Source organism: Microcoleus sp. S36a_B3 (genome assembly GCF_036700745.1).
Classification (GTDB): domain Bacteria; phylum Cyanobacteriota; class Cyanobacteriia; order Cyanobacteriales; family Microcoleaceae; genus Microcoleus.
Genome location: NZ_JAUBPN010000053.1, coordinates 1 through 17,887, shown reverse-complemented (window position 1 = coordinate 17,887; position 17,887 = coordinate 1). Strand labels below are relative to the sequence as shown.

General features: G+C 47.1%; 14 protein-coding genes. 10 read left to right on the top strand and 4 right to left on the bottom strand.

The genetic code is table 11. The features are described 5' to 3' along the window. Positions 1-203: 203 nt before the first annotated feature. Positions 204-2,018, top strand: coding sequence for an abortive infection protein (locus QUA01_RS26590; RefSeq protein WP_333092500.1), 1,815 nt, complete (start codon positions 204-206; stop codon positions 2,016-2,018). Positions 2,019-2,132: 114 nt separating this feature from the next. Beyond that, the gene (locus QUA01_RS26585) at positions 2,133-2,957 is read left to right on the top strand and encodes an alpha/beta fold hydrolase (RefSeq protein WP_333092498.1); all 825 of its coding nucleotides are present in this window, start codon (positions 2,133-2,135) and stop codon (positions 2,955-2,957) included. A gap of 250 nt (positions 2,958-3,207) precedes the next feature. Here the strand turns inward: QUA01_RS26585 and QUA01_RS26580 are convergent, their stop codons facing one another. Then, positions 3,208-3,747 (bottom strand): protein-tyrosine phosphatase family protein, encoded by a 540-nt coding sequence (locus QUA01_RS26580; RefSeq protein ID WP_333092497.1) that lies wholly within the window; start codon positions 3,745-3,747, stop codon positions 3,208-3,210. 158 nt (positions 3,748-3,905) lie between these two features. On the opposite strand from QUA01_RS26580, the gene QUA01_RS26575 reads away from it, so the two are divergent. The 6 genes from QUA01_RS26575 to QUA01_RS26550 all read left to right on the top strand — a co-directional run bounded on the left by QUA01_RS26575 (position 3,906) and on the right by QUA01_RS26550 (position 9,591). Then, positions 3,906-4,694 carry a HipA family kinase gene (locus QUA01_RS26575; RefSeq protein ID WP_333092496.1) on the top strand — a complete coding sequence of 263 codons (789 nt, stop codon included), beginning with the start codon at positions 3,906-3,908 and terminating at the stop codon, positions 4,692-4,694. Beyond that, positions 4,672-5,055, top strand: a complete 384-nt coding sequence (locus tag QUA01_RS26570; protein ID WP_333092495.1) for a DUF3037 domain-containing protein — start codon at positions 4,672-4,674, stop codon at positions 5,053-5,055. Before QUA01_RS26575 ends, QUA01_RS26570 begins: the two co-directional genes overlap by 23 nt. 17 nt (positions 5,056-5,072) lie before the next feature. After that, positions 5,073-5,486: an MAPEG family protein gene (locus tag QUA01_RS26565; protein ID WP_333092493.1), complete on the top strand. Its 414-nt coding sequence runs from the start codon at positions 5,073-5,075 to the stop codon at positions 5,484-5,486. A gap of 105 nt (positions 5,487-5,591) precedes the next feature. Next, positions 5,592-6,464, top strand: a complete 873-nt coding sequence (gene blaOXA / locus QUA01_RS26560; protein WP_333092492.1) for a class D beta-lactamase — start codon at positions 5,592-5,594, stop codon at positions 6,462-6,464. A 450-nt stretch (positions 6,465-6,914) separates the two neighbouring features. Further along, positions 6,915-7,865, top strand: a complete 951-nt coding sequence (locus tag QUA01_RS26555; protein ID WP_333092491.1) for an ABC transporter ATP-binding protein — start codon at positions 6,915-6,917, stop codon at positions 7,863-7,865. Positions 7,866-7,923: 58 nt separating this feature from the next. Then, positions 7,924-9,591, top strand: a complete 1,668-nt coding sequence (locus tag QUA01_RS26550) for a hypothetical protein (RefSeq protein ID WP_333092490.1) — start codon at positions 7,924-7,926, stop codon at positions 9,589-9,591. A 135-nt stretch (positions 9,592-9,726) separates the two neighbouring features. Here QUA01_RS26550 and QUA01_RS26545 read toward each other — a convergent pair whose 3' ends face one another. From QUA01_RS26545 to QUA01_RS26535, 3 genes are all read right to left on the bottom strand, one after another. Further along, on the bottom strand, positions 9,727-10,788 hold the full coding sequence (locus QUA01_RS26545) for a TIGR03032 family protein (RefSeq protein WP_333092489.1): 1,062 nt from the start codon (positions 10,786-10,788) through the stop codon (positions 9,727-9,729). Between the two features lie 178 nt (positions 10,789-10,966). Further along, complete coding sequence (gene mazF, locus QUA01_RS26540) at positions 10,967-11,311, bottom strand: endoribonuclease MazF (protein ID WP_333092488.1); 345 nt, start codon at positions 11,309-11,311, stop codon at positions 10,967-10,969. Beyond that, entirely contained in the window at positions 11,308-11,550 is a 243-nt protein-coding gene (locus tag QUA01_RS26535; RefSeq protein WP_333092486.1) for an AbrB/MazE/SpoVT family DNA-binding domain-containing protein, read from the bottom strand. Before QUA01_RS26535 ends, mazF begins: the two co-directional genes overlap by 4 nt. Before the next feature lie 268 nt (positions 11,551-11,818). On the opposite strand from QUA01_RS26535, the gene QUA01_RS26530 reads away from it, so the two are divergent. Together QUA01_RS26530 and QUA01_RS26525 are read left to right on the top strand one after the other, a co-directional pair. After that, on the top strand, positions 11,819-12,745 hold the full coding sequence (locus QUA01_RS26530; protein ID WP_333092484.1) for a helix-turn-helix transcriptional regulator: 927 nt from the start codon (positions 11,819-11,821) through the stop codon (positions 12,743-12,745). Positions 12,746-13,220: 475 nt separating this feature from the next. Then, positions 13,221-17,887, top strand: a 4,667-nt coding sequence (locus QUA01_RS26525) for an Ig-like domain-containing protein (protein ID WP_333265939.1), incomplete at its 3' end; no start/stop codon positions are given.

Below are 17,887 nucleotides of genomic sequence, written 5' to 3'. Positions count from 1 at the left end.
GATTACCTTTCCACTACTACAAGCATACAGCAAAGCCGTGCTAGAAGCATGGGGTTTTAGACCCATTTTTATGATAACCTCCAGATTGAGAGGACGCTCACCTTCGATCGAAAACAGTTTGATGCTCGTACTATCTAACTGTAAACTGTCAACAGTCAACAATCAACTGTCAACGGCTATAGCGGTTCTCACAAAAGTGAGCTATGCCCTATGCCCGGTTTGCCCTAAGCCCCATGCCCCATGCCCCATCCCCCATCAAATTGAGTAACTACGAACGCTACCAGCAAGCGGCTTTCAATCGACCGGAGTTTTATCCAATAGATCAATCTGTGTCGCCCGAATATTACCGCCCCATTGCGCCTTGGATGGGGCGATTAATTTTGCCGGCCATTCACCAACGGCAAACGATTCAAGGCGCGTTTTTTGAAATTCATCACGCGCCTTGTGAATTTCAGCATTTGGTGGGACAAATTGCGATCCTGCGCTTTAGTGACGATCGCCTGGTGCAGGCCTACGTTCGGGCTGTGACGAAAGACGTGCATTTCAGTCCTCAAGCTGAACGCAGCCAACAACAAGGCAAAGTTCACCCAACCAGGCTCAATCACTGGCGACAAGTTAATCCCCTAGAGTCGATCGCAGGTTCGCATCCTCACGATGATGTAATTGTGATGCTGCAAGAACCCGTGGGTGTGGAACAATTTGCACAAAACACCATTCTGACCGTTGCTTGCGAACCAGTGCAAATTACCGGACGTTATTACGGGTTAGTGAAATTTGTGCGATCGATTCAGCCGAACGGTGATTTGTTTGAGGTAATTCACTTCGATCGCGCCTCGCGACAATTTGCGGGAGTCCAAGAAATAGTTAGCCTGCCTCCAGTAATTGCCAATAGCAATCAGACTCCTTCCTCCACCAGCAAAAACATTGAGAAATCGCCCCTAAATGAAACTGGATGGTATATTTACGGTGCGCCGGATCGATCGGGGCGATTTGTCGTGCAGGCGATCGCGCCTCGGAGTTTGTTGCAGGTTGAAGTTGACCGACAGATTGCAGGCAAAACCTCAGTTAAACACTACCTCAAACACGAGAATTGGAGCAATCTGGTAGCTCAGAAGGGAACAACCAGCAAGGCATTGCTTTGTTTCAAATCAAATCGAAATCCAGTTAATTGGCACGAAGGAAAACGAGCCTTACTGATTCACACCTATGGTGGGATTGGAGGCAAAAAAGCAGAACCAGCTACTAAAACTCCGCTCTACTTTGGGCATTTTGCTTACGGACTGGCGACAGTCGTGCGAGAACCGCTGGCGAATGAACTGCGATTTGATATTGTTTATCACCAAATCTATACGCACAACAAGGAAGGGCTGATTGCTGGGAGTTTGCATTGGTCGCGCTACATGGGCGACAGACAGTTTGGCTGGTTGGGTTTGCGCCCGGTTTGCGATACGATAATCGAATTCGATCCCTTCACGAGCGAGTATGAAACCCAGGACGGCCAGAAGCGATCGCCGCTCGATCGATTGATTTACCAGTTAGAAATCATGGCGGCTCGTTACCGGATTGGCGATGGCACCGGAGGGACGTTTGTTGGGCCTGACTACAATTGCACTCAAGATTCCAATCAAGCTTTGTATGCAGCAATGCGGCAAATTGCTCGATCGCTTTTGTCTCTCCCAAATATCGAAGCATCGAAACAGCAACACCCCGAAGAATTAGATAAATTAAAGCAGTTAGAACAGTTGAGCAAAAAGTTAAAAAGGCTGCTGTTACCCTGTGGAACCGCACGCGCCGACTGGAAGAATCAAGCTGAAGTTTTGGGCAGCACTTTAGAAGATCGTCCGCTGCAAAAGATTCGCCGAAGTTTGCTGAGTTGGCGCACAATTCTACCGCGTCTGACAAGCGATGAAGTGACTCAAGCCTTTCTCGAACAGGGTGGGGAAGCTTGGGTGTTGCGAACAAATCAGGTGGGAGGTTTTAATGGAGAGATTGAACCTGTAGCGCCGATGACATTTTAGCCCGCTTTCCACAGCCCACCTGCATCCATATTTGAATGTTGTGGTGCCGAATTTGAAGTCAAAATTGTTTAAGAATAAAACATTGTTGTGTCCTTGTAGAAGTCGAGGCATTTTATGCACCTGACAACTGTCGCGGGCCCTGCGGGGCGACTCAATCTCACCGACACGGGCGCGGTAAGTGGCGAAGAACCACAAGCCATCCCCGTCCTGTTAGTACACGGTATGGCTTACGACATCGGAGTCTGGGACGAGACGAGCGCACTTTTGCGAGCAAATCTCGGTCAAAACCAGCGCATTTTGGCGATCGACCTCCGGGGTCACGGCGCATCCGATCCGCCTGCAGACGGCGACTACAGCCCCGACTCCTGCGCCGCCGACATCATCGCCGTCCTCGACGCGCTGAATCTCCCGCAAGTAGCCCTTGTCGGGCACAGTTTCGGGGCATTTGTTGTCCTCGCCACGGCCGCCTCCGCGCCAACGCGGGTGACGCGCGTCATTCTCGCAGATCCGCCCGGTGACTTTAACTACCTGCCGCCGTCGGTGTACGAGGAACAGATGGTTCCTTTCCTCGCAGCGCTGGCGGGCGACGGCTACCGCGCTGCTGCAGAGGAAAAGTTCGCCCAAGCCCTCGAAGGCGCTACGGCTGCGACGCGCGAGACTACGATGGCGCGCCTCGCATCCACCCCGCGCGATCGGCTGATCGGTATGTACAAAGGTATGTTTGCTTACAGCGCGGTCGGTGCGATCGATCGCTACTTAGCAACTCCGGGCGCGCGAATCGCAGCAGTGCTCGCACCCGCCAACTCATGGCCCTTCAGCCTCCACATACTCCGCCCCGAAATTGCCACCACCGTCATACCCGAAACCAGCCACTGGTTGCAGCTTGATGCGCCGGTTCCCTTCACCGAAGCCGTGGTGGCCCAATTGAGCAGTCATTAGTTATTAGTTATTGGTTGTTGGTTGTTGGTTGTTGGTTATTAGTTATTGGTTATTAGTTATTGGTTGTTGGTCATTGGTCATTAGTCATTAGTCATATCGTTTCCGGTTGCATCGGAATGATGTTAACTGTTAACTGTTAACTGTTAACAGTCAACTGTTAACTGTGAATTTACTCTTCCGATGAAGAGAGGATTTGATATCATTGTTGGTACAGACGCGGTTTCAACCGCCCGATCGTAAAGGGGGTATGTTACTTCCCAAAATCACGGCGGCAGCAATCTAACAAAGCATCGAGTTCTCCAGCAACTTGCCAAGAATTTCGACCTTTCAAAAAAGCAGCGATCGCAGCTTCATAGGGATTTCTGCCAGTTTTTTTGACAGCCGCGATCGCCTTTTGGTTAGAAAATCCCCGCCCGCTAACCAACCAAGCAGCCAAGACGTGTCCTGTGCGCCCGATTCCACCGGCACAGTGAACTACCGCCCGCTCGCCCGCGCTATCTGCAGATGCCAAAAACGGTAAAATGCGATCGATTAAAATTTCGCGACTGGCAAATTCAAAATCGGCGATCGGAGCCCAGCAAACGCGATCGCCCCCAAAAACATTTCGATAGCTTCCCAGCAAATCACCATAGCGGACGAGTTGAGTCTCAGCAAGCAAACAGCAAACTCGATCGATCTTCTGTCGCTGCATAAAATCAATCCACCGAGCAACTTCTGCATCGCCGTATCCCGGTTTTGCCGCACCAAACACAACTAATTCATCCTCAGAAGCCGCCGCAAATTTGTACATAATTATATTATAATTGCTATCAAGTTATACTATTTAAATAAAAATGTATCTGCGTTGATTTGCGTCAATCTGCCTGACATCTGCAGTTGACTCAATCAAAATTTTATACAAGCAGTCTAGTCCAATTCTTCAATCCCAAATCTAAAATCGAAAATAGAATGAGTCCCAGCTTGCGAACAGTCAATGCTACCAGATATGTCACTCCTTTGCGCGAGGGAGGCTCGCTACCGGCGATCGTCGAAGCCGACGATGAGGGTATGTACGTACTCAAATTTCGCGGTGCGGGTCAGGGAGCAAAATCTTTAATCGCGGAGTTAGTAGCCGGGGAAATTGCGCGCGCGATCGGGCTACCAATCCCCGAACTCGTGTTTGTGGAACTCGATCCCGAACTCGCGCGCACGGAACCAGACCCGGAAATTCAAGATTTAATTCGCGCTAGTGCAGGCCTCAACCTCGCCCTTGACTATCTTCCCGGTTCCATCACCTTTGACCCCGTAGCGGGCAAATCTGAGGCGGATCTGGCCTCGGAAATTGTCTGGTTCGATGCTTTTGTCACCAACATCGATCGCACGCCGCGCAATGCCAATATGCTGGTATGGCACCGTCGGCTGTGGCTGATCGACCACGGTGCGGCGATGTATTTCCACCACACTTGGAAAGATTATCTCTCCCGCAGCCGCGATCGTTTTCCCGCAATTAAAGACCACGTTTTGCTGCGTTTTGCGAGCAATCTGGAAGCTGCAAACTTCAAGATGACTCAGATGCTAACCCCAGAAATTATTCGCAACATCGTTCAACTGATTCCCGATGTTTGGCTGGTGGGAAATTCGCCTTTCACCGACAGCAACCAGCATCGCGATGCTTATATTGAGTACCTGCTAAACCGGCTAGAATCAACACATATTTTTTTGGAGGAAGCGATTAGTGCCCGCTCGATTTCTGTATGATTATGCCATTATCCGCGTCGTTCCCAAAGTCGATCGCGAAGAATTTATCAACGTCGGGGCGATCGTTTCTTGCGGTACCAAAAAATTTCTCGAAGCCCGGATCGAAATTGACGAAGAGCGCTTGAGGGCGATCGACTCAACCTTGGATCTGGAACTGATTCGCAACCACCTAGCAGTGATTCCCGTCATTTGTGCGGGCGGCTCCGAATCTGGCGCGATCGGTCAACTTCCCGACAGAGAGCGCTTTCACTGGCTCGTAGCGCCCCGCAGCACGATCGTTCAAACATCTAGGGTACACACTGGTTTGTGCGAAAATCTACCGGGTGCGATCGAACATTTGCTCAATACAATGGTGCGATAGTTTCGCAAGGTAAAAAAATGATCCAAATCGAACAAACAAATATGACCTTCCCGCTTTGGGGTTTAGCAATTTTCATCCTGTGGACGATCGCAGTTGTAGTCATGCTGCTAACCGTCAGGATTCGGCATCTATCTGCCGGCGGCTCTCCCAAAGATTTCGGCACACCAAACGATCAAAGTTTGCTGTGGCGACTATTTCGAGTACAATCCAACTTGGTAGAAAACCTGCCTTTGTATTTGGGAGTGGTTTTTCTACTAACAGTTAGGAGTGTTTCAGGAACAGCCGTAGACGCGCTGATTGTAACGTACATCGTCTTTCGGTTGGTACACTCAATAATTCACATTGCCGGCCTCGATCCCAAATTTCGGATTGTGAGTTTGGCAATTCAGTTAAGCTGCTTAGTCGCCTTAACTATTATGGCAGTTTTGTAGTTGATAACTTACACAACGATCGCATATATTGTAGGGTGCGTCAAGCCAAAAATCTAATTATTTCCCACACAGCCTAATTCTGACGCACCCGGTACATCAAAATTTATGAACAGAATATTTCGCGAGCTCGCTCTGATTGTAATCGTATTAAGCTGCATTGCTACTGTTTTAATTCAGCCATCGCAATCGGCATTAACCGCACCAACTCCAGCGCTGGAATCTCCGCACCGACAAGGAGATGTTGCTCAAATAACCAATTTTGGACGGCACTTTCAAGAATTAGGGGTTGAAGGGGCGATCGCCATTTACGACTTGAATGGCGATCGGCTTTATCAACACAACCCGCAGCGCAACAGCACAGCTTTTTTACCCGCATCTACATTTAAAATTCTCAACTCCCTGATTTCCTTAGAAACAGGCGTAATTTCCAATGAACTTGCAATTCTCACTTGGGATGGAATTCAAAGGCAAATTCCCGCCTGGAATCGAGACTTGAACATGAGAGAAGCCATCAAACTTTCCGCCGTCTGGTTTTACCAAGTTCTCGCGCGCCGAGTCGGACACGAACAAATGCAAAAATGGGTAGCCAAAGCCGATTACGGCAACCAAAATATTGGAAAAAAAGATGATATTGATAAATTTTGGTTAGAGGGAGAACTGCGAATCACACCCAATCAACAAATTCAATTCTTGCGCCGTCTCCACAAAAACGACTTACCCTTTTCCGAGCGATCGCTCTCTCTAGTTAAAGACATCATGATTGTCGAACAAACTCCCAATTACACAATCAGGGCAAAAACAGGTTGGGCTGGCTTTGGAGAACAAACAAAGGCTGAAATCGGCTGGTATGTCGGTTATTTAGAGCAGAATACAAATGCTTACTTTTTTGCCACAAACATTGACATTCGCAGTACAAACGATGCCGCAGCTAGAATCGAGTTAACGCGCCGTTGCTTGAAGGATCTGGCGCTGCTTTAAATGCTTTATCTGTTCTCTAATAAAAAGCGTGTAAATAATTCTTCTAAAATCTTACCCTTTCACATCTTGAAAAACATCTGCGTGTAAGCTGTTGTGCATTTAAATTGTATATTTTGATGACAATCAAAAATCCGATCCCCATCGGACTTTCTCCCCCTCTCCCTTTCTCCCCCTCTCCCCCTCAATCGCCATACACAATCTATATGAGTAACAGTTTATCTGTGTTAATCTGCCTCGATCTGCGGTTTCCCAATCCCTCAAAAAATCACGCAATAAGTTTACCAATTAGCAATTACCTTTTTCCCAATCTTACCAAAATTCAAAATCTTTTTAATACTTAACAATTTATTTTGCGAAATGCAGGTGACAACTGCTGTATCAAAAGGCTAAGCTAGTTGCAAGCTTTGGAACTAGGCACGAACCGCAGCCAATTTCACTCGCCTTTAAAATATGGCAAAAGAATTAGCAATAGAAACTCGCGGACTCACGAAACAATTCGATCGCCATATTGCCGTCAATGACATCGACTTGCAAGTCGCCGCCGGCGAAATCTGCGGGCTGATCGGCCCCAACGGTGCCGGCAAAACTACTTTGCTGCGAATGTTAGCCGCCGCTGAAGAACCTACTACAGGGGAGATTTATATCAACGGCTGTCCCTTGTTGCGCGATCGATCTAACCCCACTCTAAAACAGCACATCGGCTTTCTTCCCGACGACTTTCCCCTGTACGACGACCTGACTGTGTGGGATTATTTAGATTACTTTGCTCGACTCTACAACTTGCGGCAACCCCGCCGTCGAGAACGCATTTATGCAGTTTTAGAACTCGTGCAATTAACCAACAAGCGCAACAGCTTAATTTCCACTCTTTCGCGGGGGATGAAACAGCGACTGAGTTTGGGACGAACTATTATTCACGAACCGCTGTTGCTGCTGTTAGACGAACCAGTTTCTGGTTTAGATCCGATCGCGCGATCGCAATTTCGCGAAATCATCAAAGCTGTGCAACAAGCCGGCATGACCGTAGTCATATCATCCCACGTTCTCAGCGATTTAGCCGAACTTTGCACTTGGGTGGGAATTATGGAACTCGGTTATCTTGTCGAAAGCGCCCCTTTGCAAGAACTTTACAAACGACTGGGAAAACAGCAAATTTTCCTGTCAACTTTGGGCGATTTAGCAGCGCTGACATCCGAACTCAAAAACTTTCCTTGGGTAGAAAGTTGGGAAATATTGCCGGAAACTCAGCAGGTGTGCGCTCATTTTTCAGGAAGCCGGGAAGATGCAGCGAATTTATTGCGATCGCTCGTCAATGCTAACATTCCCCTCACGGAATTTCACTGCACTCAAGAAAACCTAGAAACCATCTTCCTGAAGATGGGACACAAACAAGCATCTTGACAGTTGACAGTTGACAGTTTAGGGCGACTTTTTCAATAACTACTCAAAACTATTACCTATGAATCTCAACATACTAGACACAATCGGTAACTGGAATTCCCAGTTATTCCGAGAAATCAAAGGCCGGCTGAAAATAGGCAAAATTGCGATCGCCAGCTTTCTTTCTCTCAGCGCTCAACTGGTGCTGTTTTTATTTTGGAGTGCCCAGATACCCGTTGTCTCTCCTGTTGCTGAGGGCAATTACCCCACTCACAACCTATTCTGCGCTGGACTTGATGGTAATCCCCAAGGTTATCACACCCAATGTATCCAAGATGCTGCAGGAAATTTCATCATTAACTGGCCGTCTTGGTGGCTGCAAATATTTGTTTATCTGAGTGTATTTAGTGCGATCGTGCTATTAGTAGCAGGCACCTATATGCTAGTGAGCGACTTAGACAAAGAAGAACGCCGGGGCACGCTCAACTTTATTCGCCTCAGTCCCCAATCTGCCACCACAATTTTTCTCGGCAAAATTCTCGGTGTCCCAATTTTACTGTATCTCGCAGCAATTCTGGCTGTACCGCTGCACCTCTACAGCGGATTAGCAGCTCAAATACCTCTGCATCATATTTTATCTTTCGACATAGCAATGGTAGCTAGCTGTGCTTTATTCTACAGCGGCGCGATGCTATTTGGCTTAACAACCAGTTGGTTGGGAGGGTTTCAACCTTGGTTGGCTAGCGCTGCGGTTTTGACTTTTATTACCACAGCTTTTAATGTATCGTCATTCGGCAATGCTGCTGATTTTCTGACATTTTTGTCTCCGGCTGCTGTCTTCAAACAGGTAGTTTCTCACGTTAATCCGTCATCAGATTCTAACCTTAGTTGGTTAATTAATAAATTCACCCATGTCGAATGGTTTAATTTGCAGGTTGGCGAAAATCTTTTGGCTTGTACCGCCTTATCTTTATTGATTTCTGCGGTTGCAACCTACTGGATGTGGCAGGGATGGCAGCGCCGCTTTCCCAACCCGACCGCCACTGTTTTGAGCAAAAAGCAAAGTTATTTGCTGGTGATTTGCTCTCAGTCAATAATTTTAGGATTTGCACTGCAATCCAAAATCACAAGTAGCGAAAACACCTTGTATTTATTGTTCATGAATTTCGTGCTGTTATTAGCTTTAATTGCTGCTTTAACTCCTGAAAGACAAGCTTTGTCTGATTGGGCAAGGTATCGGAAACAAATCGTTCCCAGCAATCAGAAGTTGTGGCGCAGATACCCCATACTCGATTTAATTTGGAGCGGAAAAAGTCCGGCACAAGTTGCGATAGCCATCAATTTTTTCATTTCAACAGTGATTTTTATACCTGAGATACTGGTATCGCGCAATGCCTTTTTATTCATGATTCTCTTCGTGAATATCCTGATGATTTACGCCACAGTCACCCAGCTATTCTTGTTTGCAAAAATCCGAAACCAGGAAATTTTGGCGGTTTTTACAGTCGGAGGCGCTATCATTTTGCCACCAATTATTCTATCTATGCTTTCCCTCACCCCAGAAAAAGCTCCTTTCATGTGGCTTTTTTCAGTCCTTGGGGGCTTGATTGTGGGGAGCGCCTCACCACATACCATTTTTCTCTCGATACTCGGCCAGTGGACTGTCTTGGTGCTGCTGAACTTGCAATTGAGGCGACAACTCCGACTCGCAGGCGAATCAGCCTCTAAACAACTGCTGAGGGCCTGAAAATGGGGGAGAATTCAGCCCGCCCCAGTCGCGGGGCGGGTTGATTGAGATTTCGGACTTGATATCACACCCTCTGCGTACATCCTGTTAACAATTATCCGCGTTAATCCGCGTCCATCGGCCCGCATCTGCGGTTTACAATTCCAAAGTAATTAACTGAGCAATTTCATCAGTTTGAAAACCCAAAGCCATCGGCTTTTGCACCCCCGGAATCACCTGCACATCATACAGTTCCGTGACAATTCCTTCAAACCGCAACCAATGAACGATCGCCCCTGTCGTCAAATCTATCGCCATCATACCACAGCGAGGCTCAGCATCCTTAGCTACCAACAAATCATCCAATTCCAAACCGCTAAAAGTATTGTCACCGCCCCTCGGTTTCGACAAGCCAACAATCGCCCAATTATCCCAAAAAGCCAATCCTCGGACATATCCCGGACAAAACGCAATCGCCTCAAATTTCCCTGTGTCTAAATCCACATATCCTAATTCCCCTCTCCCCGAATTCAGCAACCACAACTTGTCTCGATACCAGCGAGGTGAATGCGGCATCGACAATCCCGTCACAATAATATCATTAGATTCGACATCAATAACTATACCGCCATTTTTTCTGCGATCGCGCCAGCCATCCACCACATCCGACTGACTCGAAGCTGTAACATATTTCGCCTCCCCCTCCACCATCGCCAAACCGTTGAGGTGACAGCGGTCTTCATTGATATATTGTGAGATAAAACCCGGTTTCCAGAGAGGTTTGCAACTGTGCCGATCGCTCAAAGTAGCGATACAATTAAACAAAGTGCTAATAAAAATGATTTGATTATTTTTATCGACAGCGATATCGTGAATGTCGATATCTCCTGTAGTATAACCAATTCTTGGTATATATAATTTATCGTATCCTTGGTATAATTTCCCGGATTCTAAGACATTATCTAATTGCCACAGTTGATATTTTGAACTTAAATAGAGGCGTTCCGGCGTGCAGTAAAGTCCCATTGCGCGATCGAATATTCGCCAAAAAGCCGAGATTCTGTTCGTTTCTGGCACAGCGCCGATTAACATTAACCTGCAGGTTTGATAGGTAGTGCTAGCGAGGCTGATTTGTTGTTGGGTTAACCAAGATGGCAAATCGCGATCGCCAAAAATCTCGTGTTCGTGTACAGTATTGAAATTTGTGTCGTTATTCATATAATCTAGAAAATCTTTATAATAGACATCTCCCATAATTATATTGTGGAACAGGCATCTTGCCTGTTCTTAACAGCCTTTTTGGGAGATGTCTATTATATATCCAAAACGTAGGGGCAGGTTCACCAACAATAATTGCCTAAAACCGATTATCTCGTAAACCCGCCCCCACCCAACCTCACAGTAACAATGGCTCAATTTTGATTTGCACCTCCTCAATCACATCTTCAGATACAGACTCAACGAATCGAACACCGCGAATTTTCCAGTCTAGACACTTGATTTGATCGGCAAGAATTACTCCCTGAACTTTCAATCCAGTCGGTAGGGGAACTTCAAAAGGATACCCTTTTTGTTGCTTTGTAATCGGCATAAATAAAGCTAAAGAGCTTTTCTGATTGTAAGCACGAGGTGACAGTACAAAAGCAGGTCTAAGTCCTTTTTGTTCGTGTCCCTTTGTTGGATCAAAGTCTAAGTAAACGATATCACCTCGACTCGGAATGTAGGGATTTGATGGTGTCACCAAACTTCATTCCCCACAGCAACTCCACTATCAATCTCGGTATGAAGATTCTCTGGGGTAATCGCCTCAACTAACTCCTCAAGCGAATAACGCCGGCGAGCGATCGGCTCGATCGTCAGCCTACCATCTATCAACACAAGCTGCACTTGGGAACCTTCAGCTAAGTTAATCTCTTTAGCTAAATGCTGTGGAATCCTAACAGCAAGACTGTTTCCCCATTTGGCGATCGTCCCAATCATAGCCTAATCCTCTAGTTAGCGATATCACTCTCAGGACTTCACCCTTTTTTTAAGGATGTATATACAGAGTGTCTACAGCATAGCAACTCAGAAAAAGATTGACAAGTTGCAAGGGGCGGGTTTTACCAACCATAATTGCCTAAAACCCAGAATCTCACAAACTCGCCCACATTGACCTGAGATAATTTCCGTAAAAAACCCCAGAACAGGTGTAAATATTTACACATAATTGATATAACTTATTGTAGGTGTAAAATATGGGGATTTGATGATGGTCTGGGATTTAAATATTGAAATCAACGATCCAGAGATATATCTTAATCAAGTATCGGGTATTACTAAACATACTTTCTCTTCCAAAGATTACAAAATTCAATGGCGGCTTGCTAAGTTAAAAAACTTCGAGTTCGTGAGTGTTGTTTGGGAAGCTGGGAGTACATATACCGCAGGATATACTTTTCTTGGAAAAATAGGTTTCACATTTTATGACAGCGATAATTTATTGAAAGTTGGGTCTAACGAATTCCTCGTGAACGATCGAAATTTGCTGATAACTCAGCCGGGAGGCGAACTAATCCATCTTCAGGACTCAGCCACATACAGCGCAATATCAATTTATATAGATGAAGCTCGATTTTCAACTGAACTGAGCAAGTATCTTGACAAATCCATTGAACGTCCTAACCTTTTGCAAGTTATCGATCGCACTACTCTTTACGGTCGATCGCTATATCAAATGGTCATAATGCTGTTGAATTTGATTGACACTAACGGACATCCACTGGTAATTGACAATTTAGAAACCGCCATTTTTTCTACCTTAGTCCAAGGTTCATCTTACAACACTTTAGAACCATCGATTATTAAAGTATCCGAAATTTCGATCGCCCGCGTGCGAGAGGCGGCCGAATACATCCGAGCAAATATGAAAAAAGAGCTGACAATTGCCCAAATTGCTTCCGCCATGAACTGTAGCAGTCGTTCTTTGCAAACAGCATTCGCTCGTTATTACGGTGTCTCTCCCAGTCAATTCTTGCGAACTGCTCGACTTGAAGCCGCTCGTATGGAGTTAATTGAGAGCAACAAAACGATTACAGAAGTTGCGTTTAATTATGGCTTTTACAATCCTAGTCGCTTTACAAAATATTTCCAGCAGCATTTTGGGGAAAAGCCTTCGGACATTTTGCGAAACTAATCTTTCGCAATTGGGCTAGCGCAACCAGGAAGCAGCAAATTATAAATATTGTTAGGGAATAAATTTATACAAATGAAACAGCCCTGCAAGAACGGACACTGATTATGAGCATTTTTTCAGCTTATTACCACCCGCAAGCTGAAAAAGAAGTGATCTTCGACACCAATCTCCTGTGATCTAGCAAATTACCCTTAATTCTGGAACTATTTCCGGAAGCCAAAGTTATCTGCTGTGTCAGAAACATTGCTGGGATTATGGACAGCATGGAGCTACTGATTCGGCACAAGGCCTTTGATGTTTCGAGGTTATTTAATAATCTAGCGCAACAAGCTAAAAATTTTACCGCCCGATTGATTGGAGTAGTAAAACTAATAAATTTTTAAGTCCTCATAAGGAGAACTTAAGCTTCGACGCGGGGGTTCCAACAAGAGCCAGATTCAAATGTAAACGATATATATAAAGGATTGCAGCAATAATGAACGTACCAACCGCCAACAAGCAAATTATTTTCGTTGACTCTTCTGTACAAGATTATCAAAGCCTCATTCAAAATGCCGATGCCGCTCAAATTTTTATTTTAAATGACAAGTTAAGCGGCATCGACCAAATTACAAACGCCTTAGCAACTCAAAAAGATATTGAAGCCATACACATCCTTTCACACGGCAGCCCAGGCAGCCTAAAACTCGGCGCAGACACCCTCAATGACAAAGAGATAGCAACTTTCAGCACTCAGATCAAACAGTGGGGAAATGCCTTAACAGAAAATGGCGATATCCACCTCTACGGCTGCGATGTAGCAGCAGGAGAAATAGGAATTAAATTTGTTAAAGAACTGAGCGAATTAACAAGAGCCGATGTAGCAGCATCGAATAATATTACAGGCAATGCAGAATTAGGTGGAGACTGGAACTTAGAAGTAGAAACAGGTGCTATAGAAACATCAACACCGTTAAACCCCGAAGCCCTCAAAAGCTACAACTACATCCTACCAGCCACCGCCAACCTAGACAGCAAAGCCATTACAGTCAACTCACCCCAAGTTACCATCGACGTGCTCGCCAACGACACCGGGAGTTCCCGCGTCTCGGTGAATAGCATCACTACCCCCCCCACCAACGGCACCGCCATCATCAACGACTGGATTTATGTGGGTGGCATTTTCACCACCATCGGAGGACAAGCCCGCAACAGAATCGCTCGGTTGAATAGCGATGGGAGTGTGGATGCTACCTTTGACCCCAATGCGAATAATCAAGTCAATGCGATCGCCATAGACAGCAGTGGCAACCCCATAGTGGGCGGCATTTTCACCACCATCGGCGGCAGTACCCGTAACAGAATCGCCAAATTAAACCCCAGCACAGGTGTCGCCGATGCTACCTTTAACCCCAATGCGGGTGGTCAAGTCAATGCGATCGCCATAGACAGCAGTGGCAACCCCATAGTGGGCGGCGGTTTCACCACCATCGGCGGACAACCCCGTAACAGAATCGCCAAATTAAACCCCGCCACAGGTGCCGCCGATGCTACCTTTAACCCCAATGCGAGTAGTAATGTCAATGCGATCGCCATAGACAGCAGTGGCAACCCCATAGTGGGCGGCGTATTCAGCAACATCGGCGGCAGTACCCGTAACAGAATCGCCAAATTAAACCCCAGCACAGGTGTCGCCGATGCTACTTTTAACCCCAATGCGAATAGTAATGTCAGTGCGATCGCCCTAGACAGCAGTGGCAACCCCATAGTGGGCGGCGCTTTCACCACCATCGGCGGCAGTACCCGTAACAGAATCGCCAAATTAAACCCCAGCACAGGTGTCGCCGATGCTACCTTTAACCCCAATGCGAGTGGTCAAGTCTTAGCGATCGCGATCGACTCCGGTAGAGAGATCCTCTACACCCCCAACGCCAACTTCAACGGCGTAGACACCTTCCAATACACCGCCAAAGACAGCAGTGGCACCAGCAGCGCCATCGCCGTCACCGTCTTAGTCAACAACTCCCCCACCTTGGATAACAGCGGCACACCCATCCTCAACCCCCAAAACCAAAACGACAGCGCCAGTACAGGCACACTCATCTCCACCATCATCACCAACCTCGGCGGCACAAAAATCACCGATCCCAACACCAGCGCCAAACAAGGCATCGCCATCAGCGCCCTAGACACCGCAAACGGCACTTGGCAATACACCACCGATGGCACTACCTGGACAAACACCCCAGCCGTTTCTGCCACCAACACCTTACTACTAGCCAGTGATGCCAACACCAGCCTCAGATTTGTACCCAACCCAGGTTTCAACGGCACTGTCACCAACGCCATCACCTTTGCCGCCTGGGATCAAATCACCGGCAGCAATGGCACTACCGCCAACTACACCACAGACAGAAGCACCAACACTACCTCCAGCGTATTCAGCAGTGCAACAGAAACCGCCAACATCACCGTTAATCCCTTCCCCACCATTACCAGCGTCAGTGCAGCCACCCCAAACGGGACTTACGGTATCGGCACAAACATCAACATCACCGTTCAATTCTCTGCAATAGTCAACGTTACCGGTACACCGCGACTAACTTTAGCAGGTGCAACACCTGTGGCTAATTATCTCTCAGGTACCGGCACCAACACTCTCACTTTTCGCTACCCAATTGCAGCCGGAGATAACACTCCCGACTTAGACTATCTTTCCACCACCGCCCTATCTTTAAGCGGCGGTACGATTAAGAATGCCACCAATGGTGATGCCATCTTAACATTGCCAACTCCCGGTGCAGTCAACTCATTGGGTGCCAACAAAGCTTTAGTAATTGATACCATTCCACCCACAGTTGCCCTAACATCCGCATCCCCAACCACCACAAACGCACCATTCTTAGTAATAGCAACCTTCAGCGAAAACGTCACAGGATTTACTGCAACTGACGTGACAGTTGGTAACGGCACTGTTAGCGGATTTACAACAACTAGCGGTACAACTTATGAATTCACAGTTACACCAACTGCTAGTGGCGCTGTCACAGTTAATGTCCCGGCGGCTACAGCGATTGACACCGTTGGTAACAACAATACCGCCGCCACTCAACTAACTCGCACTGCCGACATTACCGCACCCACAGTAACCCTCACATCCGCATCCCCAACCACCACAAACGCACCCTTTATAGTCACAGCAACCTTCAGCGAAACCGTCACAGGATTTGCTGCAAATGACGTGACAGTTGGTAACGGCACTGTTAGCGGATTTACAACAACTAGCGGTACAACTTATGAATTCACAGTTACACCCACTGCGAATGGCGCTGTCACCGTAGATATCCCAGCAGCTACAGCCATAGACACCGTTGGTAACAACAATACCGCCGCCACTCAACTAACTCGCACTGCCGACATTACCGCACCCACAGTAACCCTCACATCCGCATCCCCAACCACCACAAACGCACCATTCTTAGTAATAGCAACCTTCAGCGAAAACGTCACAGGATTTACTGCAACTGACGTGACAGTTGGTAACGGCACTGTTAGCGGATTTACAACAACTAGCGGTACAACTTATGAATTCACAGTTACACCCACTGCGAATGGCGCTGTCACCGTAGATATCCCAGCAGCTACAGCCATAGACACCGTTGGTAATAACAATACCGCCGCCACTCAACTAACTCGCACTGCCGATATTACACCGCCAAATGTCACACTGACATCCGCATCACCAACCACCACAAACGCACCATTTCTCGTAACAGCAACATTCAGCGAAGATGTCACAGGATTTACCGACACCGACGTGACTGTTGCTAACGGCACTGTTAGCGGATTTACAGGTACTGGTAGCAATTACAGTTTTACCGTTACACCAACTGCTACTGGTAATGTCACAGTTGATATTCCCGCATCCGGTGCAACCGATACCGCTGGTAATAACAATACCGCCGCCACTCAACTAACTCGCACTGCCGATATTACACCGCCAAATGTCACACTGACATCCGCATCACCAACCACCACAAACGCACCATTTCTCGTAACAGCAACATTCAGCGAAGATGTCACAGGATTTACCGACACCGACGTGACTGTTGCTAACGGCACTGTTAGCGGATTTACAGGTACTGGTAGCAATTACAGTTTTACCGTTACACCAACTGCTACTGGTAATGTCACCGTAGATATTCCCGCAGCTACAGCGATTGATACAGTCGGTAATAACAATACCGCCGCCACTCAACTAACTCGCACTGCCGATATTACACCGCCAAATGTCACACTGACATCCGCATCACCAACCACCACAAACGCACCATTTCTCGTAACAGCAACATTCAGCGAAGATGTCACAGGATTTACCGACACCGACGTGACTGTTGCTAACGGCACTGTTAGCGGATTTACAGGTACTGGTAGCAATTACAGTTTTACCGTTACACCAACTGCTACTGGTAATGTCACAGTTGATATTCCCGCAGCTACAGCGATTGATACAGTCGGTAATAACAATACCGCCGCCACTCAACTAACTCGCACCGCCGATATTACAGCCCCCACAGTAGCCCTAACATCCGCATCACCAACAACCACAAACGCACCATTTTTAGTAACAGCAACATTCAGCGAAGATGTCACAGGATTTACCGACACCGACGTGACTGTTGCTAACGGCACTGTTAGCGGATTTACAGGTACTGGTAGCAATTACAGTTTCACCGTTACACCAACTGCGAATGGTAATGTCACCGTAGATATTCCCGCAGCTACAGCCACAGATACAGTCGGTAATAACAATACCGCAGCCGCGCAACTAACTCGCACCGCCGATATTACCGCACCCACAGTTGCCCTCACATCAGCATCACCAACAACCACAAACGCACCATTTTTAGTAACAGCAACATTCAGCGAAGATGTCACAGGATTTACCGACACCGACGTGACTGTTGCTAACGGCACTGTTAGCGGATTTACAGGTACTGGTAGCAATTACAGTTTCACCGTTACACCAACTGCTACTGGTAATGTCACCGTAGATATTCCCGCAGCTACAGCGATTGATACAGTCGGTAATAACAATACCGCCGCCACTCAACTAACTCGCACTGCCGATATTACACCGCCAAATGTCACACTGACATCCGC

Coding starts and splice junctions, on each gene's coding strand:
- QUA01_RS26550 (WP_333092490.1), top strand. CDS start 7,924: ATGAATCTCAACATACTAGACACAATCGGTAACTGGAATTCCCAGTTA.
- QUA01_RS26545 (WP_333092489.1), bottom strand. CDS start 10,788: ATGAATAACGACACAAATTTCAATACTGTACACGAACACGAGATTTTT.
- blaOXA (WP_333092492.1), top strand. CDS start 5,592: ATGAACAGAATATTTCGCGAGCTCGCTCTGATTGTAATCGTATTAAGC.
- QUA01_RS26590 (WP_333092500.1), top strand. CDS start 204: ATGCCCTATGCCCGGTTTGCCCTAAGCCCCATGCCCCATGCCCCATCC.
- QUA01_RS26565 (WP_333092493.1), top strand. CDS start 5,073: ATGATCCAAATCGAACAAACAAATATGACCTTCCCGCTTTGGGGTTTA.
- QUA01_RS26585 (WP_333092498.1), top strand. CDS start 2,133: ATGCACCTGACAACTGTCGCGGGCCCTGCGGGGCGACTCAATCTCACC.
- QUA01_RS26580 (WP_333092497.1), bottom strand. CDS start 3,747: ATGTACAAATTTGCGGCGGCTTCTGAGGATGAATTAGTTGTGTTTGGT.
- QUA01_RS26575 (WP_333092496.1), top strand. CDS start 3,906: ATGAGTCCCAGCTTGCGAACAGTCAATGCTACCAGATATGTCACTCCT.
- QUA01_RS26555 (WP_333092491.1), top strand. CDS start 6,915: ATGGCAAAAGAATTAGCAATAGAAACTCGCGGACTCACGAAACAATTC.
- QUA01_RS26530 (WP_333092484.1), top strand. CDS start 11,819: ATGATGGTCTGGGATTTAAATATTGAAATCAACGATCCAGAGATATAT.
- QUA01_RS26535 (WP_333092486.1), bottom strand. CDS start 11,550: ATGATTGGGACGATCGCCAAATGGGGAAACAGTCTTGCTGTTAGGATT.